Source organism: Nocardia sichangensis, assembly GCF_047200615.1.
GTDB lineage: Bacteria > Actinomycetota > Actinomycetes > Mycobacteriales > Mycobacteriaceae > Nocardia > Nocardia sichangensis.
Genome location: NZ_JBJZOK010000001.1, coordinates 1 through 24,918 on the forward strand (window position 1 = coordinate 1; position 24,918 = coordinate 24,918).

A 24,918-nucleotide genomic window follows, 5' to 3' on the forward strand; every position below is an offset into this window, starting at 1 on the left:
GACCCGCCACGTCCGAACCGCCCCCACGGCGGAAAACCGCGGCGACCCCCCCGCCCGGGCCCGCGGCCCGGCGGGGGGGGCGGGCGGGGCGGGGTTACCCCCCCCCCGCGACGGTCACTAGCGCATCCGCTACCCCGTGAAAACGTTGCGGCGTTTGGTGAGCAGTTTGTAGAGCGTCTGCTGGATGGTCTCGCGCACTTGGTCGGTGACCTCGAACATGGTCATCGGGTCGTCGGCGGCCTCGGGCTCGTACGGCGCGGTCGGGATGGGGGCGCCGAATTCGATGTACCACTTCGACGGCAGCGGCACCGCCCCCAGCGGGCCGAGGTGCGGGAAAAGCGGCGTCACGGGGAAATACGGGAGACCCAGGAGTCGGGCCAGCGGCTTGAGGTCGGCCAGCTTCGGGTAGATCTCCTCGGAGCCGACGATGGAGCACGGGATGATCGGCACGCCGGTGCGCACCGCGGCGGCGACGAAGCCGCCGCGACCGAAGCGCTGCAGCTTGTAGCGATCGGTGTACTGCTTGCCGACGCCCTTGAACCCTTCGGGGAACACGCCGGTCAGCTCGCCGGAGCGCAGCAGCCGTTCGGCGTCCTCCCGGCAGGCCAGCGTGTGGCCCGCCCGGCGAGCCAGCACCCCGAGCACGGGCGTCTCGAAGATCAGGTCGGCCGCCAGCAAGCGCAACGCGCGCTGCTTGGGATGCCGATCGTGCACGGCCAGCTGCAGCATCAGACCGTCGATCGGCACGGTGCCCGCGTGGTTGGCCACGATCAGCGCGCCGCCGGCTTCCGGGAGATTGTCCATGCCGCTGACCTCCACCCGGAACCACAGGTCCGACAGCGGACGCAGGGCGGGCAGGATGACCGACTCGAGCAGATGCTCGTCGAAACCGAACTCGTCGACCTGGTAGTCGCCGGTGAGCCTGCGGCGCGCGAAATCCGCGGTCTTGGAGATCTGCTTGCCGAGCGCGCCGCGCAGCATTCCCGACAGCGACTGGGGCGCGGCGGGCGCGACCGCCGCGCGCCGCTCCACCAGCGACGTCACCGGACTCGGAGCGGCCAGCCTGCGTGGCGCCGGCCGCTGGCGCGCCTCGGTCTGGAGGTCGTGGAGTCGGATGACTTTCGCTACGTCGTTCATTGGTGTGCTCCCGTACCGGCCCCGAGCAGGCCGAGCAGTTTGTGTTCTGCGGCGTCGATCCACGCTGGATCGACCACGGGCCGCAACGCTGCGCCCCCGATGAAGTCGTCGAATGCCTGCACGGTCGTCCAGCGCGGCACGAACCCGAATTCGGTGCGCATGCGCGTGGTGTCCAGGCCACAACCGAAGTGGAAATAGTCGAGCTGTTCGGCGGAGAACTCCCGCAGCACCGGGCCCATGAGCAGGCGACCCGCGGTGCGGAACACCGTGAAGGGAACGGGCAACTCGATCCGGCCCGCCCGCCGGACCGCCTGCGACAGCGACAGCGCGCCGTCGCCCGCGATGTTGTACGTGCCACCTGCCGCGCCGCGCGCCGCGTGGGTCAACGCGGCCACCGCGTCCTCCTCGTGCAGCAGCTGCATTCTGGCGTCCCGGCCGAATACGGTTGGGGTCACCGGCGAACGCAGATATTGCGCGCCGCGGGCGGCCAGCCGCGGGCCGACGATGGGTGCGAATCGCAGAATTGACGTGGCGATATCGGGGCGCCGCCGGGCCAGCCCGCGAACATAACCCTCTATATCGATCATGTCCCGCGCGAAGCCACCGCGCGGCGGTGTGCGCGCGCTCATTTCCTCGGTGAATTTCGCGGGATCCTTGGCGCTGCAACCGTAAACCGCCGACGAGGAGCGCAGCACCACCCGGCGCACCGAAGCCACCTTCTGGCACACCGCGAACAGCTGCATCGCGCCGAGGACGTTGTAATCCTTCATCACCGCGCGACCGCCGCCCGCGGGCGGGCGCGTCAGCAGCGCGGTGTGCACCACGGTATCCACCTCGCCACCATCGATCACCTTACGGATCAACGGATTTCGAATGTCCGCCCGGACGAATTCCGCGCGGCCCATGCGCCGCTGCAACTCTCGGCTCGGCGTCATCGTGTCGACGGCGAGGATCCGTTCGATCGCGGGTTGCTGGGCGAGGCGGGCGACGACCGTGCCGCCGAAGAACCGGCTGGCCCCGGTGACCAGCACGACCTTCGGCGCGTACACTTCCCGACCCTCAGAACTCACCGGCACCCGCTTTCCCTTGCCAGCCGCCCTTGTGATTATTCCCAGTGCCCAGCGTAGCGGTTACCTACCCGCGCACCGAGAGTATTAACCAGGATCTAACGATGACTTCAGTCACGTGATACAAACGGTGATTCCAAAATTTCAAGTTTCAAATAAAAGAGCCCGTCACCTATTGGTGACGGGCTCGCGCAGCTACCACGCAGCGATGCCTACTTGCCGAGTTTGCGCCGCTGAACACGCGTGCGGCGAAGCAGCTTGCGGTGCTTCTTCTTCGACATGCGCTTGCGGCGCTTCTTGATCACAGAACCCATAGGGTTGTCCTCGCGTTCTCTCTACTCGGCGCGCACGCTGCCCGTGCGCGATTGCCGGACGCCCGTCTGCCGCGCCCCGGCCGACGGGCCGGGGTCACTCGGCAAGCCTCACGCCCCGTGTTCGCGCCGCCGGATACCACGGGGCAACGAACTACGATGCCACCGGCGGGCGAACACGAACCGAGGAGCTATCGTACCGTCACGCCCCAGCGGTACCGAAACCGCCTCATCCGGCGTCGAAATAGGACGTTTCCAGATAGTCGTGCACCGCCTTGGCGTGCACCCGGAACGATCGTCCGACACGCACGGCGGGCAACTCGCCCGAGTGCACGAGCCGGTAGACCGTCATCTTGGACACCCGCATCAGACTCGCCACTTCGGCGACGGTGAGAAACTGGGTGCCGCCGCCGAGCACAGGTTGCCCCTGTGTCGCGGCTTCACGCTGTGCGCGGGAATTCCCCCGACTTGCTGCGGGACCGGAGCCGCCGGACGCTCCGGAATTCGCAGACATCTTGTTCGCAGACATCATTGCACCATTGACCTCCGGCACGTCCGCGCCGCCGGCTTCCCCACCGGCGGAACAGACACGCACGTGCTCCTTGAAGCTTAGCGGGACCAGTGGTGTTACTGCGACGGGTGTGAGAAATCGGGTTTTCCGATTTTAAACAGACCGGTCACTCCGCTGATGCGCCCTGTTCGACCGACCGTTCCTTCGATGCGAAGAGGGCTTCCCAGAATGCCGAGCGTAGTCCTCCGCGCTCGAGTTCGCGGATCGCGGCCGCGGTGGTGCCCGCGGGCGAGGTCACCGCGGCGCGCAATTCCGCCGCGGTCTGGGTCGAACTGTCCAGCAGGGCGGCCGAGCCGACCATGGTCTGCACGACGAGCTGGGTGGCCACATCCCTGGTGAGCCCGAGCCCGACGCCCGCGTCCACCAAGGCCTCGACGACCAGGAAGAAGTAGGCGGGCCCGGATCCGGACACCGCGGTGACGGCGTCCATCTGGCTCTCCGCCACGGTGACCACCTTGCCGACCGCGCCGAGCACCTCGGTCACCAGTTCCAGATGCCGCTCGCGCGCATAGCGCCCCGGCGCGATGACGCTCATCCCCTGCCCCACCAGCATCGGCGTATTCGCCATCACCCGCACCACGGGGAACCCGGCGGGCATTTTGCCCTCCAGTCGAGCGGTCGGCACACCGGCGGCAAGCGACACCAGCACCTGATCGCGGTCGCTGCCGATCTCCGCCTTGCCCAGCGGCGCGAGCACGGCGTCCACATCGCCCGGTTTCACCGCGATCACCAGCAGATCCGCGCCGACCGCGGCATCGGCGAGGTCGTCGGTGACCCGGACGCCGAAGCGGTCGGCGAGCTGATGGGCCCGTTCCCGATGCGTCTCCACGACGACCAAATCCTTGGTCAGCCGCCCGGACTCCAGCAACCCGGCGACCAACGCCTCCCCGATGCGCCCGCCACCGATCACCGCAATTCTCGTCATGGGCCTCAAGGCTAGACGGCGCGCGCGGCGGCTCAGCGCTGGGGAACGAGCGCCAGCTGACGACTCTGCGCCACGACCGCGCCGGTCGAGTCCAGCACCAGCTGATCTTCGTCGAACATGCGCTCGCCCACCTCGTGCGTGGTGGCGACGATCCGCAGCCAGCCCGGCGCGGGCCTACGACGCAGGTAGGTGGTCATCTGCACGGTGGGCGCCCAGCCGAAGTGGCCGAGGTTCATCGGGACCGGCGGGCTCATGTCGGCGCTCATCATGGCGAAGTACATCGCGACGTCCGGGTCCTGCTCGTCGCCCGGTCGCGGACGAATCCACAGCCGCAGGCGCGGCTCGCCCTTCGCGCCCGCGAGGAAGCGGGCCCAGTCGCGGTCGAGATAGATGTCGGCGCCTCGGCCGACGTGCACGATGTCGCCCATCTGGGAGCCGGGCTCGTAGCCGATGGCATCGGCGGGCGGCTCCGTGGGCATGTCGGAGTGCTCGGGCGCGTAGATCGGGTTCGCGTCGTCGAGGCGGCTGAACGTCAGCGCCGTGCGCACCAGGACGCGGCCGTTCTGGACGAGGTCGGCGTCGGCCAGGCAGATCTGGCGACCGATCTTCCGCAGGCGCACCTCGTATTCGACCTCGCCGGGGTTCGGCGCGCCGAGGAAATCGGAACTCGCGGCGACCGGCGCCATCCCGACCAGCGCGGGATCGGCGGCGCGCAGCCAATTTGTCGCCGCGGCCGCGCTGCCCGCGACCATCGTCCCGCCGTGCACCTTCGGGCCGATGGTCCAGATGTCGTCGATGAAGCCCAGGTAGCGGCCGGTGTCCGGCGTCCGCGGCGGCGCCGGTTCCAGCGCGCACACCTGGCTGAACGGTGCGTCGGTCGTGGCCGCCGGGCCGAATTCGGCCGTCAGCTCCGTCGTCATCCTCACTCCTGTCCTGCGTCGACCGCACCCGATGGCGTCGTTCGCGGCCTCGCGACCACACTGTCGGCAACGGGTTCGTACAACGTACAACGCAACCGGCGACCAACCCCATGGCCACATACCGGAGTAGCGACGAGCGTCACATCGGCGGTTCGGGCGAGCTGTGCCGCGCGCCGGCGGGAGTGGGCGCGGCGGCCTCGGTCAGATGCTTGCGGGCGAAGGCCAGCGTGCGATGCAACATCTCGGCCCGCTCCTTGGTCGTGCGCGCGTTCTGCGTGTTGATCTCGGCGACGACCTGGCCGGTGAAACCGCTGCGGACCATGCTCGCGCACACTTCCACGCACGGCTGGGTGCCATCGCCGGGAACGAGATGTTCGTCGTGCGCGGCGCCTCGGCCGTCGGCAAGGTGCAGATGGACCAGACCCGCGCCCATGCGGGCCGCCAGCGCCAATGGGTCGGCTCCTGCGGTGGCGGTATGGGACAGGTCCAGGGTGTAGTGGCGGAACCCGGTGTCGGTCGGGTCGTAGGAGGGGCTGAAGGCGGTGAGCGCCGGACCCGGGCCACCACGGCGCTCCAGTCGGCGCACCGCGCCTTCGCGTCGACCGAACAGCGTGTCCGCCCGCATCGGGAACATGTTCTCCACTGCCACGATCACCGGGCTGCTCTCCTCGAGCTCGGCCACTTGCGCCGCGAACCCGGCCGCATAGCGGCGCTGCCAGCGGAACGGCGGGTGCACGACGACAGTGCCCGCGCCGAGCGCCTGGGCGGTGTGCACGCTGCGCTCGAGCTTGGCCACCGGATCCGAACCCCATACCCGCTGCGAGATCAGCAGGCACGGAGCGTGCAACGCGAGCACCGGAACGCCGTATCTGCGCGAATACGCCTGCACGGTGGCGATGCTCTGGCTGGCGGGCTCGGCCCAGACCATCAGCTCGACGCCGTCGTAGCCGAGTTCGGCGGCGTAACGGAACGCGGCCTCCGTGTTCTGCGGGTACACCGAGGCGGTCGAGAGCCCCACCCGGATCTCCTTCGGCCGGGATGCGCCCCCGGTATCTCCTGGCGATCCCTCGCCCGTACGCGACCCGGTCTCGTTCGCCTGCCCGATATTCGCCACGACTTGCTCCATGCTCAGTTCGTGCTGAGAAGAAAGGCCAGTGGCCCCAGGGTGACGAAGATGCCCACGACGACGGCGATCACCGTGCTGAGGATGTCGTCGGTCCTGCGCAGGATCCGCACGAGGGCCACCAGGCCGAGAATCACGATCATCGCCAGGGCCAGCGCGACCCAGGGCAGCATCTCCCACATCCGCTCGAAGCCCTTGAACAGCAGCATGCCCGCGACGGCGGCGCCGGTGCTCTGGCCGCCGAGGATCATCCACTGGCGCCGGTTCTCGTCGTCCTCCGCCTTCTTGACGGCCCGGGACCGGCGCGAGGTGGCCCGGCTGGTGACGCGAGGTTCGTCGACGATGTCGTCCTCGTCGTCTTCGTCCTCGTCCAGCGCGATCGGCTCGTAGACGTCGGTGACGCCGTCCAGTTCCGCGGCCTCGGCCGCGGCACGCCTACCGCGACCGCCTCTGCCGTTGCGCGCCGCCGCGCCGCGTTCGGCCCGGTCGACGCCGTCGCGCAGCAGGTCGCCCGCGACCGTCTGGCCGGAGAGCAACTGCTGATCCTGGCTGGCCAGCGACCACGCGGCGGTCGGGATGCCGACGGATTCCGGCGCGGAATCGGCCTGCGGCTTGTGCCGGCGGGCCGACCAGGCCGGTAGTCCGTTCTCGCCGACGCCCTCGCGGCGGGCTGATCTTCGATGTGCCTCCTGCTGCGGCTCGGGCGGAGCGGGCCTGGTCGGCTTCGGTCTCGGATCGGGCGGCGGCGGAAGGGGCAGCGGTTCCGATTCCGGGGCGAAACCGCCGGTGGACGGGGACCAGGCCGCGGTGGACGGACCGAGATCCTCGGCGGCTTCCGCGGCCTCCGCCGCTCTGCGCCTGGCCGCGCGCCCTCCCCTGGCGCCGTTGCGTTCGGGCAGCGGCGAACGGCCGAAGCCGGGTGCGTCCCGCTCTCCGTGGCCGTTGCGGCCCGGTTCACCGACCCCGCGGTCGGACAGCGCGTCCCGGCCGAACGGCTCGTGCGGGGCCTCGTGCCAGGACCGTACCTGGGTGGCCTCTTCTTCGGGTTCCTCCCGCCTGCGCCTGCGCCCCGAGCGCGGGGGCGTCTCGGGCACACCCGCCAGTGGGTCGGGGGCGTACGGACCGGGCGCGACCGAGAACAGATCGGACACCGGAGTATCCGGCGACAGCGGATCGAAGGACGTGCCGTGCCGCGAAGAGGGCATCTCCCGGCCGGGCATGACCCGGTTGGATCGCCCGGGCGGCGGATCGGCCTGCGGCGGGTCCGGCTGCGCGTAACCGGCCAGCGGGTCGTACATCGAAATCGGGCCCGACATGGGCGAATACGACGACGGATCGGGCTGTGGCTCGGGCGAGTAGGAAACCGGTTCCGGCGCGGGCGGATCGAACGAGGGGGGCGCGTAGGCGGGCTCCTCCGCGTCGGAATCCGGCGCCGCGTGCGCGGAGTGGCCACCGCCGTCCCGGATGACCGGCAGGTCGCCGGTCAGTTCGGCGACGGAGATGCCACGGCCACTGCGGCGACGTCTGCCACCGCCGGACGAGCCTCCGCTCTGCTGGCCGTTACGCGCCAGCAGTTCCGCGACCGACAGCTGTTTGGAATCCTCGCTCATGACGACACCGTCCCGATCGAGCCCGGCGAAGGCGCGCCGCCGGGCGCGGGCCGACCGTCACCGGTCGCCGTGCCCGCTGAGTACGTTGCTTCGGGTCCACCATTCATATCGGTATCCAGTTTGCGCAGGATCAGCCCTTCACGCAGCGCCCACGGGCAAATCTCCAAAGTATCGAGCGAAAGTGCCCGCATACTCGCCTCCGCGACCAGTGCGCCGGCCACCAATTGCTGTGACCGATCGGAACTTACGCCTTCCAATTCTGCACGGTCCGCCGCCGTCATCCGCGAGATGAACGCAATCAGTTGGCGCAGACCCGAGCTCGTGAGTGTACGACGCACCCGCGGACCCGCCGCGGAGGGTGCCGCTCCGGTGAGCCGTGCCAGCGACCGGAAGGTCTTCGAGGTGCCAACGGCGAGATCGGGCTTGCCCGGCTCGAGCAGCTTCTTCGCCGGTACCACCAGCTCGGCGTCGAGCCAGTCCCGCAGCACGGCGACCCGGCGCTTGCCCGGCGGGTCCTCGCGCAGCCACTCCCTGGTCAACCGGCCCGCACCCAGCTGCAAGGACAGCGCGACGTCGGGTTCCTCGTCGCCGCCGTTGGTCATCTCAAGCGATCCGCCGCCGATGTCCAGGTTGAGAATGCGCCCGGCGCTCCAGCCGTACCAGCGGCGCACCGCGAGGAAGGTCAGCCGCGCCTCGTCGACGCCGGACAGCACCCGCAGGTCGACTCCGGTCGACTCGCGCACGCGACCGAGTACCTCCTCGGAATTGGCCGCCTCCCGCAGCGCCGAGGTGGCGAACGGCATCAGTTCGACGCATCTGGACGTCTCGGCGATGCTGGCGAATTCGGCCACGGTGTCGATCAGCCGCTGCGCGCCCGCCTCGGTGATTCGACCGGCGACGTCGATGTTCTCCGCGAGCCGCAAGGTGGCTTTCGTCGAGCTCATCGGCAGGGGGTGACCGCCACGATGCGCGTCCACCACGAGCAGGTGAACGGTATTGCTTCCGACATCGAGTACCCCAAGCCGCACATGAACACGGTACTGGGTGGTGTGGCACTTCAGCCCAGGCGACTGAACTGTTAGCGTCCTATTTCGTGACGGTAGGCGCATCACCGAGCAGCCCGACCCGGCCCCGACCAGCGGGGAAGATCGACCCGGCCCCGGAAGTCGATCCGGACTTTCCCCGTGAGTGGATCGAGTTCGTAGATCCGGCAAATGACGAGCATCTGATCGTCGCGGATCTGACTTGGTTGCTGTCGCGGTGGACGTGCGTGTTCGGCACCCCAGCCTGTCAGGGCATCCTGGCCGACCGGCCGGACGACGGCTGCTGCTCGCACGGCGCGTTCCTCTCCGACGAGGACGACCGCAAACGACTGAGCCGCGCTGTGAAGATGCTCACACCCGAGGACTGGCAGCTGCGGGACGAGGCGACCAACGCGCAGGGCAAAGTCACCAAGAGCGGCTACCTGGAACTCGACGAACTGGACGACGAGCCCGCGCTGCGCACGCGCCGGTTCGACGGCGCGTGCATCTTCCTCAACCGTCCCGGCTTCGCAGGAGGCATCGGCTGCGCCCTGCACTCCATGGCGCTGCGGCGCGGCATCGAGCCGCTGGAGGTGAAGCCGGACGTGTGCTGGCAGCTGCCGATCCGCCGCACCCAGGACTGGGTGGACCGGCCCGACGGCGTGCAGATCCTGCGCACCGTGATCACCGAATACGACCGCCGCGGCTGGGGGCCGGGCGGCGCCGATCTGGACTGGTACTGCTCCGGCTCTCCCGACGCCCATGTCGGCAGCAAGCCGGTGTGGCAGTCCTACGCACCGGAGCTGACCGAACTGATCGGCGCGCCCGCCTACGCGGAGCTGGCCAGGCACTGCAAGCGCCGCGAGGGCCTCGGCCTGATCGCCGTCCACCCGGCGACGGTGCACGCCGAGCGGATGCGCGAATCCACGGATCCGTTCGCCTGACCAGTTTGCCGGTCGGGCGCTCGGTCGGCCGCGGTCGGCGGACCGATTCGCCGGGCGGTTCACCCCGTCGCCATGCGAGCTTTACCCGGATCGGGTTTGATGTGCCGTTATGTCCAAGAAAGTTCTCACCGCGGCCACCATCGCCCTGGGCGCCGCCCTCTCGCTGACCGGAGTAGCCCACGCCGAGCCGAACGGCGACCCGCACAAGTTCTTCGACTTCACCACGGAGTTCGTGTCGGCCACCGATCCGGCCGCGGTCAACGCCAAGGCCGCGGGCAAGCTCCTGATCGCGAGCCCGTACGGCACCTCCCACACCATCGCCTGCCGCGGTACCAACACCGTCGATCTCTACGACTGCATGCAGGAAGACGATCTGGGCTGGATCACCCTGCAGAAGACCGAGACCCCCCTCGGCACCACGTGGATCTACGTCCCCTGACACACCGCTGAACGCAACGGCCGAGAGCACCGCAGTGCTCTCGGCCGTTTCGGGTTCTCGCCGCGCGGAGCGCTCACGCCTCCAGTTTGTAGCCCAAGCCGCGCACGGTGACCAGGTGTTCCGGCTTGGCCGGATCCGTCTCGATCTTCGAGCGCAGCCGCTTGACGTGCACGTCGAGGGTCTTGGTGTCGCCGACGTAGTCGGCGCCCCACACGCGGTCGATCAGCTGGCCGCGGGTGAGCACCCGCCCGGAGTTGCGCAGCAGGTATTCGAGCAGGTCGAACTCCTTGAGCGGCAAGGTGACCGGCTTGCCGTTCACCATCACGGTGTGCCGGTCGACGTCCATCCGGACCGGACCCGCTTCCAGCACGCCGCTCTCGTTGGAGCCCTCCAGCTCGTCGCCGGCGCCCCGGCGCAGTACGGCGCGGATGCGCGCGATGAGCTCGCGGGCTGAATACGGTTTGGTGACATAGTCGTCGGCGCCCAGCTCCAAGCCGACCACCTTGTCGATCTCGCTGTCGCGCGCGGTGACCATGATCACCGGGACGCCGCTGCGGGTGCGCAACTGCTTGCACACGTCGGTGCCGCTCATGCCGGGCAGCATCAAGTCGAGCAGGACGATGTCCGCACCGGACCGGTCGAACTCGGCGAGCGCGGATGGCCCGTCACCGACGACGGTGACCTCGAAACCCTCCTTGCGCAGCAGGAACGCGAGCGGATCGGCCAGCGACTCCTCATCCTCGACGATCAGAACACTCGTCATCTGCGTGCCTCCACACCATTCGGTCGGCCCGGTCCCGGAGGACGCGGGCTTGTTTCATTCGTGCCAACCACGGCGTCGTCGTGGTCGTCGTCGGCGCCTGCTTCGTGATGGGCGGGTATGCGCAAGGTGAACGTCGATCCGGTGCCCAACTTGCTCCACAGGGTGATTTCCCCGTTGTGGTTGGCGGCCACGTGTTTGACGATAGCCAGGCCTAGACCGGTGCCGCCCGTCTGGCGCGAACGCGCCTTGTCGGACCGGAAGAATCGCTCGAACACCCGCTCCTGGTCCTCTTTGGCGATGCCGATGCCGCGGTCGGTGACCGCCATCGCCACGTGATCGCCGCGCAGTGAGCGGCTCACCGACACGTGGGAACCGGCCGGCGAGTAGGCGATCGCGTTCTCCACCAGGTTGGACAGGGCGGTGACCAGCAGGGTTTCGTCGCCGAGCACCTCGAGCCCGCTCGGGCGGTCGGTGCTGACCGTGATCCCGGCGGCTTCGGCGGCGGTGCGGGAACGGTCGACCGCCTGCATCACCACGGTGTCCACGTCCACCACCTCGAGTTCGGGCAGTTTCTCCGCGCCTTGCAGGCGGGAGAGCGCGATGAGCTCGGTCACCATCTTGCCGAGGCGGCGGGATTCACCGAGCACGCGCTGACCGAAGTGTCGCACGGCGTCGGGGTCTTCGGCGGATTCCAGCAAAGCTTCGGCCAGCAGGCTCATGGCGCCGACCGGGGTCTTGAGTTCATGACTGACGTTGGCCACGAAGTCGCGCCGGGTGGCCTCCATGCGCGCCTGTTCGGAATCGTCGTCGGCGAACAGCACGGTGAAGGTGGTCTCCTCGCGCGACAGTTGCCTGGCGACGCCGCGCACCGCGATGCGGCCGCGGCCGGGGACCGGATTCTTGGCGGTGAGGTCGAACTCCGCGGATTCGCCGGTGGCCAGCACCTTCTCCACCGCGGCCCAGGCCCGCTCGTCGAGCAGGCGATTGCGGACCAGGCCGAGTTCCTCCGCGCGCGGATTGACCAGCACTACGTCGCGGTACTCGTCGACGACCGCGATCCCGCTCTCGGAGGCGAGCACGATCAGGTCGAGAACCTGGGACATGGTGAGACCGGAGTCGGCCTGCCTGCGCGCGGCCTGCCTGGCATTCACATACGGGATCAGTAGCCCGCCGACTGCCAGGCCGACGACAGCCGCCAAGATGGCCAGCAGCACGGCCTGGGGAACACTCACACTTGAATCGTACGGTCGCCGACCGGTCGGCCAACGCGGGGTACACGAAGTTTCGCGCAGGTCATAGGCCCTTCCGGCCCCGTTAGCCGCATGTTTACGCGCTGTTCGACGTCACGTATCCGCCTCGTATTCACCGAGCGGTCGGTTTTCTTCGTCGTCGGCCTCGGCCTGGGCCGCGTTCACCGACGCACCGTGCTTGTCCACCCACTCGCCCAGGGCGTAGATCGGGGTCAACAGGTCCACGCCCGCCTCGGTCAGCTCGTATTCGACCCGCGGCGGGGCCTCGGCGTAGCGGTGCCTGCGCACCAGCGTCATCTGTTCCATCCGGCGCAGCGTCTGCGTCAGCATCTTCTGACTGATGCCGCCGATGGCCGCGCGCAGCTCGCCCGGACGCATCGGCCCCTCGCGCAGCAGGTAGACGAGCACCGGTAGCCAGGAGTTGCCGAAGATGTCCACACCCATCCGGGCCGGGCAGTCGGATTCGAAGTCGCCGTAGGGCGCGTATTCCACCCGCTCGGCGCTGACCGGGTCGATCGGTGCTGCGTTCACGGCTCCAGCTTGCCAGCGCCGTTGCGCACCTCCGGGTGCCTTTCGGATTTCCTAGCGTCGTCGTCGAACACATTTCGAGTCAGGAGTTCGAATGCGAATCGGAATCATCGGTGCGGGCGCGATGGCGCGGGCGCTCGGCGGCGGCTGGAGCGCGGCGGGGCACGAAGTACTCATCGGCGCCCGCACCGCCGCCGCCGCGGCGGAATCGGCGGCCTCGATCGGCGGGCGCGCCGGGAGCATCACCGACGCGGCGACATTCGGCGACGTCGTGCTGCTCGCGTTACCGGTGCCCGCGCTGTCGGAGGTGCTGCACGCGACCGGAGAGCTGCTGGCCGGACGCACGGTGGTCGACTGCACCAACGCCTTCGCCCCGGATGCGGCGGCGCCGGAAGGAGCCACCGCCTTCGTCCTGGCGGAAGACGCTGTCGCGGAACGGGTCGCTGCGCTGGCGCCGGGAGCGCACGTGGTGAAGGCCTTCAACCTGTGCGCCGCCGAGGTGTGGCAGGCGAAGGCGCGCGTCTTCGACGAGCGCCGCCTGGCGGTGCCGCTGTGCGGTGACGACGAGGCCGCGCTGCGGGTGGTCGCGGGGCTGGCGGAAGACCTGGGATCGCGGGCGCTCCCGGCGGGCGGGCTGCACCGGGCCCGGTACCTGGAGGCGATGTCGGTGTTCACCGTCGGTCTCTGGTTCGCCGGGCACGACGCCCGCGCGATGTTCCCGCCCGTGGAGGCCGCGTTCGCCGTCGTCGACTGACCGCACGACGATGAGGCCGGAGCGTGCACCCTCGCCCATACCCCGCGACGTCGATGCGCGGGGTGCACGCCCGGACCCGCCCCGGATCTACCAGCCCGGATCGCCGCTGACCGGGATGTTGACGAAGCTCGGACGGCCGGGGTCCAGCTCCAGATGCTGAGGCCGCAAGCCGGTGTCGATCAGCATCGGCAGGATCGGCAAGCCCTTGGGGAAGTTGCCCGCGTAGACGTCGACGCGCAGACGGTGACCGGGTTGCAGGATCGCCTCGGTGGCGGGCAGCGCGATGTCCAGCGTGGTCACCTCGCCGGGGACCGTGGGCTGCCGCTGCTCCAGCGAGGTGTACGGCCGCGGATCGGTGTAGTCGCCGTTGGCCGACTTGCTGCTGTTCGCCTCATCGATCGCCCGCAGCGAAGCCATGAGCTGACCGGACGACAGCACGCTGGACTGCCCGTCCGGCGCGACATCGTTCACCGTGACCACCCAGTACCCATCGGCGGCATCTTGAACGGTGTTGAGCCGCACCGCGATCCGCCCCGAAATCGTGGTCGGCTCGCCGACCGGGGCGCTGGTGAAGGTCAGCCCGTTGAGTTCCTCGACCCTGGAGTCCTTCGCACAGCCGTCGATGACCGAAAGCACACCGGCACTGCCCTGGGCGGCGTCGTTGGAACACAGGCTGGTCAGGCCGGGCGCCACGGTCAGACGCGCGGGCTCGCCGGTGCCCGTGGCATCGAGCGAACCGTCGTAGCGGCTGTTCGCGGTGCCGCTGGCGGCGGCGGACAGGTACATCCTGCGATGCACCGCCTGCCCCGGATTCGCGGCGGTCGACGCGGCGAACGAGTCGGTGGTGATCCAGCCACCGCCCTGCTGACGCAGGGTGATCGGGCCGTACTGCTCGATGCCGTTGTCGATGTCTTTGAGCCACCGGTCGAACCACGCGCGCTGCAACACGTCCAGCCGCGGCGGCAGGCCCGGCTTGCCGTACTCGTTGCCCGAGTTGAGGTGATAGGTGTTGCCCATCAGCAGCTGCTTCTGGCCCGGCGGCAGCGGAATCTCGTTGTAGATCTTGGATTCCGAGTAGGTGAACAGGTCGTGCCAGCCGCCGGTGACGAAGGTCGGCGTCCGGATACCGCTGGGATCACCGAGCCAGTCCTGGCGCGGGCCGGAGCCGTCGGTCAGCAGTTCCTTGGCGCGCGGGTCGAGATCCTCGATGCGCGCGGTGGTGTAGACGTTGAGCAGGACGTCCATGAAGGTCAACGGATCGCGGGCGCGGTCGGCCAGCCACGTGGTGTCCAGTTGCCCGTTGAGCACCGAGGCGAGATCGGGAATCAGCTTGAGCCCGTTGACCGCGGTGAGCCACAGCGGGATGAAGTTGAAGCCGAAGCCGCCGCCGGGTGCGAGCACGTCGTTGACCAGGTCGCTGCCCGGCACGACCGGGAAGATCGCCTGCAAGGCGGGCGGGCGCTTCTGCGCGACCTGCACCTGATTGATCCCGGAGTAGGAGATGCCGTTCATGCCGACGCGTCCGTTGGACCACGGCTGCCGGGACGCCCAGTCGATCACCTCGAGCGTGTCCTGTTGTTCGCGTCCGCGCAGCATGTCCCAGACGCCCTGAGAGAAACCGGTGCCGCGCACGTCGACGACCACCTGCGAGTAGCCGCTCTTGATCAGTTGCCGGTCGACGGTGAAGTTGCGCAGTTCGCCCCCGCCGAACGCCTTCGTCAGGTCGGTGACGCCGGACAGCGGCGTGCCGCTCATGTCGATCCGCCGGAAGAATTCGATCAGCGCGTCGGACAGGCCGGGGATCGACTGCGCGTGATCGGCCAGATTCGACACCAGCTTGGTGTACGGCGTGAGATTGACGATCGTCGGCGTAGGGGTGTCGACGGGGCGGCCGGAGGCGTCCGCGGGCCGGTAGACGTTGCCCTTCAGGACCGTTCCGTCACTCATCGTGATGGGGACGTCCCACTGGATGTTGATGTTCGGGTACTGCTGCGGATCATCTTGGGTGGCAGTCCAAGCCGCTCCGGCAGCGCCGCCGTCCGGGCCGGTGGGCGGCACGACGGCATCGGCGCCGGCGGCGAGCAAGGGGACGAGCATCGTGACGGCAACCGCCGCCACCGTGGCCCGCAGCGCGTTCTTCATCGGACGTGATCCACCTCTCGGCTGGTCGAACGACCAGAGTGTACCTACTTACTTGCCGGTAGAAATAGTGGGTAACTTAAATCGCCGACATAGCGCCGCGGATCGACCGGCATCCCTCCGGCGTGTCGCACGGCAACACCTCATCGAAACGACGACGCGCTGCCACCCGGGCGGGTGACAGCGCGTCGAGAGTGCTCGGTATGCGGGTTACTTGCCGCCCTGACCGGCGACGGCGGCGGCGCCCGCGGCGGCCGCCTCCGGGTCGAGGTACTCGTGCGGGCGCACCGGGCGCAGGTTCTCGTCCAGCTCGTACCGCAGCGGGATGCCGGTGGGGATGTTCAGGCCCGCGATGTCCTCGTCGGAGATCTGGTCGAGGTGCTTGACCAGCGCGCGCAGCGAGTTGCCGTGCGCGGCGACCAGCACGGTCTTGCCGGACAGCAGGTCCTTGGAGATGGTCGACTCCCAGTACGGCACCATCCGGTTGACCACGTCGAGCAGGCATTCGGTCTTCGGGACATCGATGCCCGCGTAGCGCGCGTCGCCCTCTTGGCTGTACTCGTTGGCCGGGTCGATCGGCGGCGGCGGGGTGTCGTAGCTGCGGCGCCACAGCATGAACTGCTCGTCGCCGTACTTCTCCCTGACCTGCGCCTTGTTCTTGCCTTGCAGCTCACCGTAGTGGCGCTCGTTGAGCCGCCAGTCCCGGATCACGGGGATCCAGTGCCGGTCGGCGGCGTCCAGCGCGATGTTCGCGGTGGAGATCGCGCGACGCAGCAACGAGGTGTAGACGACGTCCGGCAGGATGCCGTGCTCGGCCAGCATTTCCCCGGCACGCTTGCCCTCGGCGATGCCCTTGTCGGTCAGGTGCACGTCCACCCAGCCGGTGAACAGGTTCAGGGCGTTCCATTCGCTTTCGCCGTGGCGCAGCAGCACGAGGGTGTACGTCATGCGGCCATCCTCCCATGCGCGCTGCGCCGGGTCGCATCGGTTCCCGCCTCCACCGCCCCGGTCCTGGCGCGAAAGCGCGATGTCAGACCGGTTCGTCGGCGGTGCGCTCCGCGGCGAGCACGCCCGCGCCCGCCAGGGTGGCCCCGTGGGTGATCTCGGAGAGTTCCACGCGCAGTCCGCGCAGGAATTTCAGCCCGGCGTGCGCGTCCACCGCGGCCCGCAACGGATCCCACAGCGGCGCACCGGATTGCGCGAACCCGCCGCCGATCACCACCCGGTCGACGTCGAGCAGGGCGGCGGCCGAGGCGACCGCCGCGCCGAGCGCGGTGCCAGCCCGGTGCAGCGCGGCGACGGCGATCTCGTCGCCCGCGTGCGCGTCCGCGGCCAGCCGCACCCCCGTGGCGCCGGGCCAACCCTGCTCGCGCGCCCAGCGCACCGACGACATGCCACTCGCGACCGCCTCGACGCAGCCGCGGCCGCCGCAGCCGCAGGGCGTGTCCCACCCGGGCACGACGATGTGACCCACGTGCCCGGCGTTGCCGGTGCGCCCGAGCAGCACCTTGCCGCCCGCGACGATCCCTCCGCCGATGCCCGACGACACCGTCATGCCCAGCGCGTCGGGCACCCCGCGCAGCGCGCCGAGGCGATGTTCGGCCAGCGCGAGACAAGCGCCGTCGATGGCGAAACGAATCGTGGCGGCGGGAAAGAGTTCCCGCACGGCGGCGACGATCGGGAATCCCGTCTTCCACTCCGGGATGTTCAACGGACCCGTGACGCCGGTGCGCACATCCACCGGCCCGGCCGCACCGATACCTACGGCGCTGACGCGTTCCGGCCCCGCGACCGTGCGCAGCAGTTCGCGACAGACGTCCCACACACCCGCGTCCGGCACGTCCACCCGGCGCACGTCGCGCACCTCGGCACCGGGGCCGACCACCCCGGCCGCGAACTTCGTCGCGCCGATGTCCAGAGCAAGAATCGCCAATGCCGTCCCTTCGCCGATCCGAGCCACCTGCGATTGTCACCCGGGAACCGGACGGGGCGACGACCGGCTACGGCTTGTCGGCGGAATCGACCAGATGCTCGAAGGCGCGCAGGTTCTGCAGCGACTCGCCGCGCGAGACGCGCCACTTCCATTCCCGCCGAATGGATTCGGCGAAGCCGAGTTCCAGCAGCACGTTGAAGTCGGCGTCGACGGCCTCGAGAATCTGGCCGAACACCCGGTCCAGTTCGTCGGCGGTGACGGCGTGCGCGGACATCCGGCCCACCAGATAGATGTCGCCGACCCGGTCGAGGGTGTACGCGACGGCGTAGAGCCTGCGGTTGCGGCGCAGCAGGAACTTGTACACGCCTTCGAAGTTCTCGTCGGGCTTGCGGCAGACGAACGCTTCGAAGCGGACCCCGTGCTTGCCCACCGTGACCATCACCGTGGTCTTCAGTTTGCGCTCACCGGGCAGGACGACGACGAAGGTCTCCTCCCCCGGCCGGGTGTATTCGATCTCCCTGTCCCGCAGCGTCTCATCGATGAGCCGCGCGGTCGTCTGTACCTCGTTCACCGGCGCACTCCCATCCGGCGCCGCCACAGCGCCCGCGATCTCGCCTGACTGTTCTCGCCGAGCAGGGCGGCCGTCCGCTCCGCGGCGAGACCGGTGTGGTCGTCGGACACCCGGTCGTAGGCATCCTCCCGCACAGCGCTGTGCGCCAGGCCGCGTCCGCCGAAAGCCGCCCGCTCGTCCCGGAAACCGGCCATGGCCGCGGCGTAGCTGGCGAGCAGCCCGTCGGCCGTGTGCGCCCAGGAGAAGTTGGCCGCGTGCGCGACGGCCTGCTCGCCCATCCGGTGCAGCCGGTCCGGGTCGTCCAGCAGGTGGCGCAGCGCGTTCGCCCAGTCCACGGTGCGGTGGCCGGGGACGAGCAGGCCGGACACCTCGTGCCGTACGGCCGTGCCGAGACCGCCCACGTCGGCGGCGAGCACCGGGGTGCCACTGGCCTGCGCCTCGATCGCGACCAGGCCGAAGGACTCGTTGTAGCTCGGCACCGCGACCAGATCGGCGGCGCGGTAGACCAGCACCAGCCGTTGCGGCGGCTGCGGGGGCAGGAAACTGACCCGCTCGGCGATGCCGAGTTCGGCGGCCAGATCGATCAGCGCGTCCGGCCGCTCCAGCCCGCTGCCGGACGGGCCGCCCACGATCAGCACGCGCAGTTTGCGCTCCGGGTCGGCGCGCAAGACCTCGGCCGCGGCGCGCACCAGCACATCGGGCGCCTTCAGCGGCTGGATCCGGCCGACGAACGCGACGATCCGCTCGTCGGCGGCCAGCCCGAGCGCGGCGCGGGCGGCGGCCTTGTCACCGGGGCGGTAGCAGGTCAAGTCGGCACCCGGCGGGACGACATCGATGCGCTCGGGGTCGGCGCCATAGAGTTCCACCAGCTGGCGGGCTTCCTCAGCGGTGTTGGCGACCAGGCGGTCGGATTCGGCGATCACCTGCTTCTCGCCGATCTCGCGGGTCGCCGGTTCGGGACAGTCGCCCTCGGCCAGCGCGGCGTTCTTCACCGCCGCCAGGGTGTGCGCGGTGTGCACCAGCGGCACCCGCCACCGGTCCCTGGTCAGCCAGCCGACCTGGCCGGACAACCAGTAGTGCGAGTGCACCAGGTCGTAGTGGCCGGGCAGGTGCCTGGCCTCCTGACGCAGCACCTCCGCGGTGAAGGGGCACAGCTGGGTGGGCAGATCGTGCTTGTCCAGCCCCTCGAACGGGCCTGCCACCACGGTGCGCACCAGCACGCCGGGCGCGGCCTCCTGGACCGGCGGGACGTTCGACGCGGTGGCCCGGGTGAAGATCTCCACCTCGGTGCCGCGCCGGGCCAGCTCGACGGCCGTTTGCAGGACGTAGACGTTCATGCCGCCCGCGTCGCCGGTGCCCGGCTGAGCGAGTGGTGAGGTGTGCACCGATAACACGGCGATACGGTTCGGCCGTAGGTCCAGGCGCTGACTCACACTATCCATAGTGCACGTTGCGTTCCCCGGCCCAGACACGCTATCCGCGGCAAGTGAGAGCTATCACAGAGCAGACATGAATCCGATCACAGACTCTCGATGAACGCGCGCACCTCGGCGACGAACCGGGAACGGTCCTCGATGAACAGGCCGTGCTGGGCGTCCTCCCAGAACGACACACGCGCGTCCGGCACGGCCTCGGCGATGTAGCGGCCGTTGTCGACGGGAACGACCCGGTCGGCGGTCCCGTGCAGGACGAGCACCGGAACGTCCAGTGTGCGCAGGGTCTCGGTGTTGTCGACGGTCCGGTAGAACAGCGCTTTGCGCACCGCGGGCGGGGTGGCGAGACTGGCCCCGAACAAGCGCTGCGCGTCCGGCCCCTTGTCCGCGCCCGGTCCGGTGTTCGCATTGCCGAACACACCGAAGGCGCGCACCGCCCGCCCCGCGCTCTCCTCGAAGACGCCCGGAATCGCCTCCCGCATCATGCTGCCGGTCGCCGCGCCGGGCACACCGGGGCCGATATTCGCCATCGAGCCGGTGTAGACGACGCCCGCCACGGCGCCGGTGCCATAGGCGGTCAAGTAGTCGGTCAGCACGATCCCGCCGTAGGACCAGCCGAGCAGCACCGCCCCGGACGCGATGCCCTCGGCCGCCAGCACCGCCGCGACGTCGGCCGCCCAGTTCTTCGGATCGTCGTAGCCCGCCGCGGGCGCGTCGGAGTAACCGTGGCCACGCAGGTCGACGGCGACCACCCGCATGTGCGCGGCGAGGTCGTCGGCGGCTCCACCCCAGCAGCGCAGATTCGCCGACCAGCCGTGCAGCAGCACCAGCGGCCTGCCGTGCGCCGGGCCGCTCACCCGGTAGACGATGTTGGTTCCGTCCGCGCTCACCACGTCCCGAATAGCCATGCACCGAGGCTAACCGTGCTCGCGGGACCGCCAGGACCCGGCAAACCTCGCGCACCTAGGATCTGTTCGCATGAGCACTCGCACCGCCGTCGTGACCGGAGCCAGCTCGGGGATCGGGGAGGCCACCGCCCGTGAGCTGGCCGAGCAGGGCTATCACGTCTACGTCGGTGCGCGCAGGCTCGATCGCCTGGGCCGCCTCGCCGACGAGATCGGCGGCACCGCACTGGAACTCGACGTCACCTCGGACGAGTCGGTGCGGGCGTTCACCGAAGCGGTCGAGCGCGTCGACGTGCTGGTCAACAACGCGGGCGGCGCGAAGGGCCTGGCTCCGGTGGCCGAGGCCGACCTGGACGACTGGCGCTGGATGTGGGAGACCAACGTGCTCGGCACACTGCGCGTCACCAAGGCGCTGCTGCCGAAGCTGATCGCCTCCGGTGACGGGCTGATCGTCACCGTCACGTCGGTGGCCGCGTTCACCGCCTACGACAACGGCGCCGGGTACACCTCCGCCAAGCACGCGCAGGCCGTGCTGCACCGCACGCTGCGCGGAGAGCTGCTCGGGCAGCCGGTGCGCCTCACCGAGATCGCGCCCGGCGCGGTGGAGACCGAGTTCTCGCTGGTGCGTTTCGGCGGCGACGCCGAACGCGCGGCCAAGGTGTACGAGGGCATCGATCCGCTGGTCGCCCAGGACATCGCGGAGGTCATCGGGTTCGTCGCGTCGCGACCGGCGCACGTCGATCTGGACCAGATCATCATCAAGCCGCGCGACCAGGCCGACGCGGGTCGGTTCGCCCGCCGCACTTCATAGCTGAAGCGCATTACTCGTTCGGCAGCGCTGGCCCGGCCGCGAATCGCTGGGCCTTCGCTGTTCGCCCGTAGCCGTTAACATCCGAGAAGCCGCACGCGTAAGGACATCGGATGGGAGTGATTCGGCTCATGTTCAAGGGCTTCAAAGAGTTCCTGATGCGCGGGAACGTCATCGATCTCGCGGTCGCCGTCGTCATGGGCACCGCGTTCACCTCCGTGGTGACCTCGGTGACGAAAGGTGTCGTGAATCCGCTGCTCGCGGTGTTCGGCAGCACCAACCAGCTGGGCCTCGGCGTGCAGCTGATCCCCTCCAAGCCCGCCACCTTCATCGCCGTCGGCCCGATCATCACGGCCGCCATCGATTTCTTCATGGTCGCCGCGGTGCTGTACTTCGTGCTGATCCTGCCCATGAAGACGATCAAGAATCGCTTCGGCACGCCGAAGGCGGCCGAGCCCACCCAGATCGAACTGCTGACCGAGATTCGCGACCTGCTCGCCGAGCGGCACGAGGCGGTCCGCGCCCAACGCCAGGCCGACCGAGAGGTCGAAGAGGAACACGCCGACGACGCGACCGAAGAACAGAACGTGAAGGTGCGCTAGAACCGGTCAGCGCGCCCCCGCGGGCTGCGGGGGCAGGGGTGTGGCGGAGACCACGGCGGACGGCGCGCCCCGCAACGCCGTCATGGTTTTCCAGGTGTCCCAGTCGATGGTCCAGTCGTAGAGGTCGCCGTCGGCGGCCGAGAGCGGGATCGAGGTTCCGGTCACCTCGACCGGATCGCCGTACAGGGACGTGGGGAAATAAGCCTGGGCATCACCGGGCGACAGATTGATGCAGCCGTTGGTGACGTTCGCCGACCCTTGCGCCGACAGCGATTCCGGGTTGGCGTGGATGAATTCGCCGTTGTTGGAGATGCGTACCGCCCAGCGTTCGCGAACATTGGTGTAGAACGGCGGGTTCGACATCATGAAGTCTTCGTACTTCTCGGTGACCACGTGGACACCGGAACGAGTCACGTTGCGCGCCTCGTTGCCCTCGCCGTAACTGACGGCGAAATCGAAGACCGTCCGTCCGTCGCGGACGACCTGCATGCGGTGACTCGGGGCGCTCGCCTTGACGATCTGGCTGCGGCCGATGCGGAAATCGGTGGTCAGATCGGAATCGCCGTAGTTGCCGCCACCGAGGTCGAGGCCGTAGAGGCGGGCCGAGACGTGCACGGCGGTCCCCGGTGTCCAGTAGTTCTTCGGACGCCAGTGCAGGCGGGAGCCGCCGTCGTCCGGGAACCAGGCCCACGCGCCCTCGGTGGGCGGGTCGGTGGTGATCGTGAGCGCCTTCTCCACCGCCGCCTTGTTCGTGACGGAGGACTTGAACTGCAGGATGATCGGCGCCGCGATGCCGACCTCCTGGTTGTCGCCGATGTTCAGGGTCGCGGGGACGGTGCTCTTGGGCTTCAGGGTGTGGAACGAGCCGTCGATCGGGATCGGCTTGCCGTCGGCGCCGACGGCGGTGCCGGACCAGGCGTAGGTGGCGTCGTAGCCGAGCGGCTCGGTGATGGTGTAAGCGCGCCGGTCCGGCGCGAGTTCGCCGCGGACCTGCTTGCCCGCGACGTTGGTCAGCGCGACCTGATCGATCGTGCCGTCGCTGATCGTCACCGAGACCGGCGTTGTCGGGTTGACGTTCGTGGCGTCGGCGGCGGGGGTCAACGTCGCTTTGGCGATCGGACCGGCAGCGGCACGCGGCTTTCCGGAGCCGCGGTCTATCGTGCAACCGGCCACCAGAGCGACGACCACGAGCAGGAGGGCCGACACCACGGCAACCGATCGGCGGATCATCGTGCGGTGGTTCACTTCGTCGAATCTACGCGCGGCGCGCGCGCCGACCCGTCGACGCAGCGTGTGGTGTCGGCCTCAACGGGTCAGAGGGTGAGACCCACCGTGACCGGTTCGGGTTCCAGCCGGATCCCGAAACGCTCGGCCACGCCGTCGCGGACCGTCCTGGCCAGCGCCACCACATCGGCCGCACTGGCGCCGCCGCGATTGGTCAGCGCCAGTGTGTGTTTCGTCGACAGCCGGGCGGGCGCACCGTCGCCGGGGAAGCCCTTGGCGAAACCGGCCCGCTCGATTAGCCAGCCCGCGGAGAACTTGACTCCGTCCGGCGCCGGATAGGTCGGGACCGCGACGTCGCCCAGATGAGCGGCGATCGCGGCGCGCACCTGGGCCACCCGCTCCGGCGCGACCACCGGATTGGTGAAAAACGAACCCACGCTCCAGGTGTCGTGGTCGGCCGGATCGAGAACCATGCCCTTGCCCGCACGCAACCGCAGCACCGCTTCCCGCACCTCGGCCGCGGGGCGGGACTCGCCGTCCGCGGCGCCCAGCGCCGAGGCCAGCTCGCCGTAACGCAGCGGCACGCTGGAACCGTCTGCGCGCAGCGCGAAATCGACCGCGAGCACGACGGCCTCGTCACGGTGCTTGAGCACGCTGGTGCGGTAACCGAAACCGAGTTCCGCGGGCTCCACCCACCGGATCTCACCGCTGGCGCGATCCAGCAGGCGCACCCGGCGCAGCAGATTCGCCACCTCCGCGCCGTAGGCGCCGACGTTCTGCACGGGCGTCGCACCCGCCGAACCGGGAATGCCGGACAGACACTCCAATCCTCCGAGACCCGCCTCGACCGTCGCCCGCACCACGGCGTCCCAGTCCGCGCCCGCCTCGGCGACCACGCCGCCGTCGCCGATCTCGACGCCGCCGGTGGCGATCCGCACCACGACGCCGTCGAAGCCGTCGTCGCCGATCAGCAGATTCGAGCCACCCGCGAGCAGCAGCACCGGGACACCCGCCGCGTCCAGCGCACGGACCGTCGCGACCAATGCTTCGGTCGTCGCGCATTCGGCGACCAGGGCGGGTCCACCCACTCGCAGCGTGGTCAGCTCCGCCAACCGCACGTCGGCGCATAGCCGCGCGCCGGTATCGGCGAGGAGATCCGACGGCACCACTCGTGAAGTTCGCACGATGCTAAACGGTAGCGTGCGCGCCGACAGCTACACGCTGGTGTATCAGCCCGCGAGCGGATCGGATAGCACCGCTCGGGTAGCTCGAATGCCGAACAGCAGCGGGTGCGCTGACAGCTACACGCTGGCATTCTCCGCCCGCGAGCAGATCCGACAGCATGACTCGTGTGACTCGAGCGCCACACGGTAGCGTGTGGACCCATGGCTACACCGCTGGCGTACACGGCCCGCTACACCCATCCGACCGCCGCGGTGCGCGCGGCGTTCGCGAACGACCAGTACTGGAAGGATCGCATCGCGGAGGTCGGCGGCCCCAATGCCCGGCTGGAGTCGGTCACCATCGGCGGTGACGAGGTGCGCGTCGAGATGGTGCAGGCCATCCCCGCCGAACAGCTCCCCGCCGCGATCACCGCGGTGCGGCCCGGCGATCTGATCATCCCGCGCGTCGAGCACTGGACCGGGGACCAGGCCACCTTCGAGGCCCGCGTCGAGGGCGCGCCCGCCGAGGTCCGCGGCGCCATCGCCTTGGCCGCCGACGGCTCCGGCGCCGTCACCACGGTCGACGGCACCATCGAGGTGAAGATTCCGCTGTTCGGCAGCAAGATCGAGAAGGCGATCGCCGAGCACCTCACCGAGCTGCTGAAGAACGAGGCGGAGTTCACCGGCAAGTGGCTCACGGCGCACTGACCGGCCTCGAGAGCACGGTCACTGTTCGACGTCACATCGCGCGGTCTCGGCCTTCGTGTCAGTTCCGC

General features: G+C 69.4%; 26 protein-coding genes. 6 read left to right on the plus strand and 20 right to left on the minus strand.

The window, feature by feature from the left end; genetic code table 11:
• Window positions 1-129: 129 nt before the first annotated feature.
• The 9 genes from ACL03I_RS00005 to ACL03I_RS00045 all read right to left on the minus strand — a co-directional run bounded on the left by ACL03I_RS00005 (window position 130) and on the right by ACL03I_RS00045 (window position 8,692).
• Window positions 130-1,137, minus strand: a complete 1,008-nt coding sequence (locus ACL03I_RS00005) for a lysophospholipid acyltransferase family protein (RefSeq protein ID WP_355071927.1) — start codon at window positions 1,135-1,137, stop codon at window positions 130-132.
• On the minus strand, window positions 1,134-2,207 hold the full coding sequence (locus ACL03I_RS00010) for an NAD-dependent epimerase/dehydratase family protein (RefSeq protein WP_355071925.1): 1,074 nt from the start codon (window positions 2,205-2,207) through the stop codon (window positions 1,134-1,136). Before ACL03I_RS00010 ends, ACL03I_RS00005 begins: the two co-directional genes overlap by 4 nt.
• A gap of 209 nt (window positions 2,208-2,416) precedes the next feature.
• A complete protein-coding gene (locus tag ACL03I_RS00015) occupies window positions 2,417-2,518 on the minus strand; it encodes a 30S ribosomal protein bS22 (RefSeq protein ID WP_003402602.1) in 102 nt (33 codons plus the stop codon).
• A gap of 226 nt (window positions 2,519-2,744) precedes the next feature.
• Complete coding sequence (locus ACL03I_RS00020; protein ID WP_412804828.1) at window positions 2,745-3,047, minus strand: helix-turn-helix domain-containing protein; 303 nt, start codon at window positions 3,045-3,047, stop codon at window positions 2,745-2,747.
• Window positions 3,048-3,192: 145 nt separating this feature from the next.
• Complete coding sequence (proC, locus tag ACL03I_RS00025; RefSeq protein WP_355071923.1) at window positions 3,193-4,011, minus strand: pyrroline-5-carboxylate reductase; 819 nt, start codon at window positions 4,009-4,011, stop codon at window positions 3,193-3,195.
• 32 nt (window positions 4,012-4,043) lie between these two features.
• Window positions 4,044-4,931 (minus strand): thioesterase family protein, encoded by an 888-nt coding sequence (locus tag ACL03I_RS00030; protein ID WP_355071921.1) that lies wholly within the window; start codon window positions 4,929-4,931, stop codon window positions 4,044-4,046.
• 139 nt (window positions 4,932-5,070) lie between these two features.
• Window positions 5,071-5,949, minus strand: a complete 879-nt coding sequence (locus tag ACL03I_RS00035; RefSeq protein WP_355071920.1) for a sugar phosphate isomerase/epimerase family protein — start codon at window positions 5,947-5,949, stop codon at window positions 5,071-5,073.
• 110 nt (window positions 5,950-6,059) lie between these two features.
• Window positions 6,060-7,664 (minus strand): ABC transporter permease, encoded by a 1,605-nt coding sequence (locus ACL03I_RS00040; protein WP_412804829.1) that lies wholly within the window; start codon window positions 7,662-7,664, stop codon window positions 6,060-6,062.
• Entirely contained in the window at window positions 7,661-8,692 is a 1,032-nt protein-coding gene (locus ACL03I_RS00045; RefSeq protein ID WP_355071917.1) for a Ppx/GppA family phosphatase, read from the minus strand. Before ACL03I_RS00045 ends, ACL03I_RS00040 begins: the two co-directional genes overlap by 4 nt.
• A gap of 65 nt (window positions 8,693-8,757) precedes the next feature.
• On the opposite strand from ACL03I_RS00045, the gene ACL03I_RS00050 reads away from it, so the two are divergent.
• Window positions 8,758-9,630, plus strand: a complete 873-nt coding sequence (locus ACL03I_RS00050) for a hypothetical protein (protein WP_356962593.1) — start codon at window positions 8,758-8,760, stop codon at window positions 9,628-9,630.
• 109 nt (window positions 9,631-9,739) lie between these two features.
• A complete protein-coding gene (locus ACL03I_RS00055; protein WP_355071913.1) occupies window positions 9,740-10,069 on the plus strand; it encodes a hypothetical protein in 330 nt (109 codons plus the stop codon).
• A 73-nt stretch (window positions 10,070-10,142) separates the two neighbouring features.
• On the opposite strand, the gene ACL03I_RS00060 is transcribed toward ACL03I_RS00055, so the two are convergent.
• From ACL03I_RS00060 to ACL03I_RS00070, 3 genes are all read right to left on the minus strand, one after another.
• Window positions 10,143-10,832 (minus strand): response regulator transcription factor, encoded by a 690-nt coding sequence (locus ACL03I_RS00060; RefSeq protein ID WP_355071912.1) that lies wholly within the window; start codon window positions 10,830-10,832, stop codon window positions 10,143-10,145.
• On the minus strand, window positions 10,829-12,064 hold the full coding sequence (locus ACL03I_RS00065; protein WP_355071911.1) for a sensor histidine kinase: 1,236 nt from the start codon (window positions 12,062-12,064) through the stop codon (window positions 10,829-10,831). Before ACL03I_RS00065 ends, ACL03I_RS00060 begins: the two co-directional genes overlap by 4 nt.
• A 111-nt stretch (window positions 12,065-12,175) precedes the next feature.
• The gene (locus tag ACL03I_RS00070; protein ID WP_355071910.1) at window positions 12,176-12,613 is read right to left on the minus strand and encodes a winged helix-turn-helix transcriptional regulator; all 438 of its coding nucleotides are present in this window, start codon (window positions 12,611-12,613) and stop codon (window positions 12,176-12,178) included.
• A 91-nt stretch (window positions 12,614-12,704) separates the two neighbouring features.
• Here ACL03I_RS00070 and ACL03I_RS00075 point away from each other — a divergent pair, with 91 nt between their 5' ends.
• Window positions 12,705-13,364, plus strand: a complete 660-nt coding sequence (locus tag ACL03I_RS00075; RefSeq protein ID WP_364424332.1) for an NADPH-dependent F420 reductase — start codon at window positions 12,705-12,707, stop codon at window positions 13,362-13,364.
• Between the two features lie 87 nt (window positions 13,365-13,451).
• Here the strand turns inward: ACL03I_RS00075 and ACL03I_RS00080 are convergent, their stop codons facing one another.
• The 6 genes from ACL03I_RS00080 to ACL03I_RS00105 all read right to left on the minus strand — a co-directional run bounded on the left by ACL03I_RS00080 (window position 13,452) and on the right by ACL03I_RS00105 (window position 20,348).
• Window positions 13,452-15,506, minus strand: coding sequence for a CocE/NonD family hydrolase (locus ACL03I_RS00080; protein ID WP_412804830.1), 2,055 nt, complete (start codon window positions 15,504-15,506; stop codon window positions 13,452-13,454).
• A gap of 207 nt (window positions 15,507-15,713) precedes the next feature.
• Complete coding sequence (locus ACL03I_RS00085; RefSeq protein WP_412804831.1) at window positions 15,714-16,451, minus strand: phosphoglyceromutase; 738 nt, start codon at window positions 16,449-16,451, stop codon at window positions 15,714-15,716.
• Window positions 16,452-16,533: 82 nt separating this feature from the next.
• Window positions 16,534-17,436, minus strand: a complete 903-nt coding sequence (locus ACL03I_RS00090; protein WP_412804832.1) for an ROK family protein — start codon at window positions 17,434-17,436, stop codon at window positions 16,534-16,536.
• A 67-nt stretch (window positions 17,437-17,503) separates the two neighbouring features.
• Window positions 17,504-18,007 (minus strand): type III secretion system chaperone family protein, encoded by a 504-nt coding sequence (locus ACL03I_RS00095; RefSeq protein WP_355071902.1) that lies wholly within the window; start codon window positions 18,005-18,007, stop codon window positions 17,504-17,506.
• Window positions 18,004-19,449 carry a D-inositol-3-phosphate glycosyltransferase gene (gene mshA, locus ACL03I_RS00100; RefSeq protein WP_379254021.1) on the minus strand — a complete coding sequence of 482 codons (1,446 nt, stop codon included), beginning with the start codon at window positions 19,447-19,449 and terminating at the stop codon, window positions 18,004-18,006. The genes ACL03I_RS00095 and mshA overlap by 4 nt, the downstream gene beginning before the upstream one ends.
• 77 nt (window positions 19,450-19,526) lie before the next feature.
• Entirely contained in the window at window positions 19,527-20,348 is an 822-nt protein-coding gene (locus ACL03I_RS00105) for an alpha/beta fold hydrolase (RefSeq protein ID WP_355071900.1), read from the minus strand.
• A gap of 70 nt (window positions 20,349-20,418) precedes the next feature.
• Here ACL03I_RS00105 and ACL03I_RS00110 point away from each other — a divergent pair, with 70 nt between their 5' ends.
• On the plus strand, window positions 20,419-21,156 hold the full coding sequence (locus tag ACL03I_RS00110; protein ID WP_355071899.1) for an SDR family NAD(P)-dependent oxidoreductase: 738 nt from the start codon (window positions 20,419-20,421) through the stop codon (window positions 21,154-21,156).
• Between the two features lie 110 nt (window positions 21,157-21,266).
• Entirely contained in the window at window positions 21,267-21,755 is a 489-nt protein-coding gene (mscL, locus tag ACL03I_RS00115) for a large conductance mechanosensitive channel protein MscL (protein WP_355071897.1), read from the plus strand.
• A gap of 6 nt (window positions 21,756-21,761) precedes the next feature.
• On the opposite strand, the gene ACL03I_RS00120 is transcribed toward mscL, so the two are convergent.
• Window positions 21,762-22,985: a L,D-transpeptidase gene (locus tag ACL03I_RS00120; protein WP_412805059.1), complete on the minus strand. Its 1,224-nt coding sequence runs from the start codon at window positions 22,983-22,985 to the stop codon at window positions 21,762-21,764.
• A gap of 83 nt (window positions 22,986-23,068) precedes the next feature.
• Entirely contained in the window at window positions 23,069-24,163 is a 1,095-nt protein-coding gene (locus ACL03I_RS00125) for a UDP-N-acetylmuramate dehydrogenase (RefSeq protein WP_412804833.1), read from the minus strand.
• Window positions 24,164-24,364: 201 nt separating this feature from the next.
• On the opposite strand from ACL03I_RS00125, the gene ACL03I_RS00130 reads away from it, so the two are divergent.
• A complete protein-coding gene (locus tag ACL03I_RS00130) occupies window positions 24,365-24,850 on the plus strand; it encodes a DUF2505 domain-containing protein (RefSeq protein ID WP_412804834.1) in 486 nt (161 codons plus the stop codon).
• The last annotated feature ends 68 nt before the right edge of the window (window positions 24,851-24,918 follow it).

Bases quoted from the DNA above. Each gene is read 5' to 3' on its own strand.
- ACL03I_RS00015 (WP_003402602.1), bottom strand. From the start codon at position 2,518: ATGGGTTCTGTGATCAAGAAGCGCCGCAAGCGCATGTCGAAGAAGAAG.
- ACL03I_RS00055 (WP_355071913.1), top strand. From the start codon at position 9,740: ATGTCCAAGAAAGTTCTCACCGCGGCCACCATCGCCCTGGGCGCCGCC.
- ACL03I_RS00080 (WP_412804830.1), bottom strand. From the start codon at position 15,506: ATGAAGAACGCGCTGCGGGCCACGGTGGCGGCGGTTGCCGTCACGATG.
- ACL03I_RS00105 (WP_355071900.1), bottom strand. From the start codon at position 20,348: ATGGCTATTCGGGACGTGGTGAGCGCGGACGGAACCAACATCGTCTAC.
- ACL03I_RS00130 (WP_412804834.1), top strand. From the start codon at position 24,365: ATGGCTACACCGCTGGCGTACACGGCCCGCTACACCCATCCGACCGCC.
- ACL03I_RS00030 (WP_355071921.1), bottom strand. From the start codon at position 4,931: ATGACGACGGAGCTGACGGCCGAATTCGGCCCGGCGGCCACGACCGAC.
- ACL03I_RS00005 (WP_355071927.1), bottom strand. From the start codon at position 1,137: ATGAACGACGTAGCGAAAGTCATCCGACTCCACGACCTCCAGACCGAG.
- mscL (WP_355071897.1), top strand. From the start codon at position 21,267: ATGGGAGTGATTCGGCTCATGTTCAAGGGCTTCAAAGAGTTCCTGATG.
- ACL03I_RS00075 (WP_364424332.1), top strand. From the start codon at position 12,705: ATGCGAATCGGAATCATCGGTGCGGGCGCGATGGCGCGGGCGCTCGGC.
- ACL03I_RS00110 (WP_355071899.1), top strand. From the start codon at position 20,419: ATGAGCACTCGCACCGCCGTCGTGACCGGAGCCAGCTCGGGGATCGGG.
- ACL03I_RS00060 (WP_355071912.1), bottom strand. From the start codon at position 10,832: ATGACGAGTGTTCTGATCGTCGAGGATGAGGAGTCGCTGGCCGATCCG.
- ACL03I_RS00020 (WP_412804828.1), bottom strand. From the start codon at position 3,047: ATGATGTCTGCGAACAAGATGTCTGCGAATTCCGGAGCGTCCGGCGGC.
- proC (WP_355071923.1), bottom strand. From the start codon at position 4,011: ATGACGAGAATTGCGGTGATCGGTGGCGGGCGCATCGGGGAGGCGTTG.
- ACL03I_RS00085 (WP_412804831.1), bottom strand. From the start codon at position 16,451: ATGACGTACACCCTCGTGCTGCTGCGCCACGGCGAAAGCGAATGGAAC.
- ACL03I_RS00040 (WP_412804829.1), bottom strand. From the start codon at position 7,664: ATGAGCGAGGATTCCAAACAGCTGTCGGTCGCGGAACTGCTGGCGCGT.
- ACL03I_RS00120 (WP_412805059.1), bottom strand. From the start codon at position 22,985: ATGATCCGCCGATCGGTTGCCGTGGTGTCGGCCCTCCTGCTCGTGGTC.
- mshA (WP_379254021.1), bottom strand. From the start codon at position 19,449: ATGGATAGTGTGAGTCAGCGCCTGGACCTACGGCCGAACCGTATCGCC.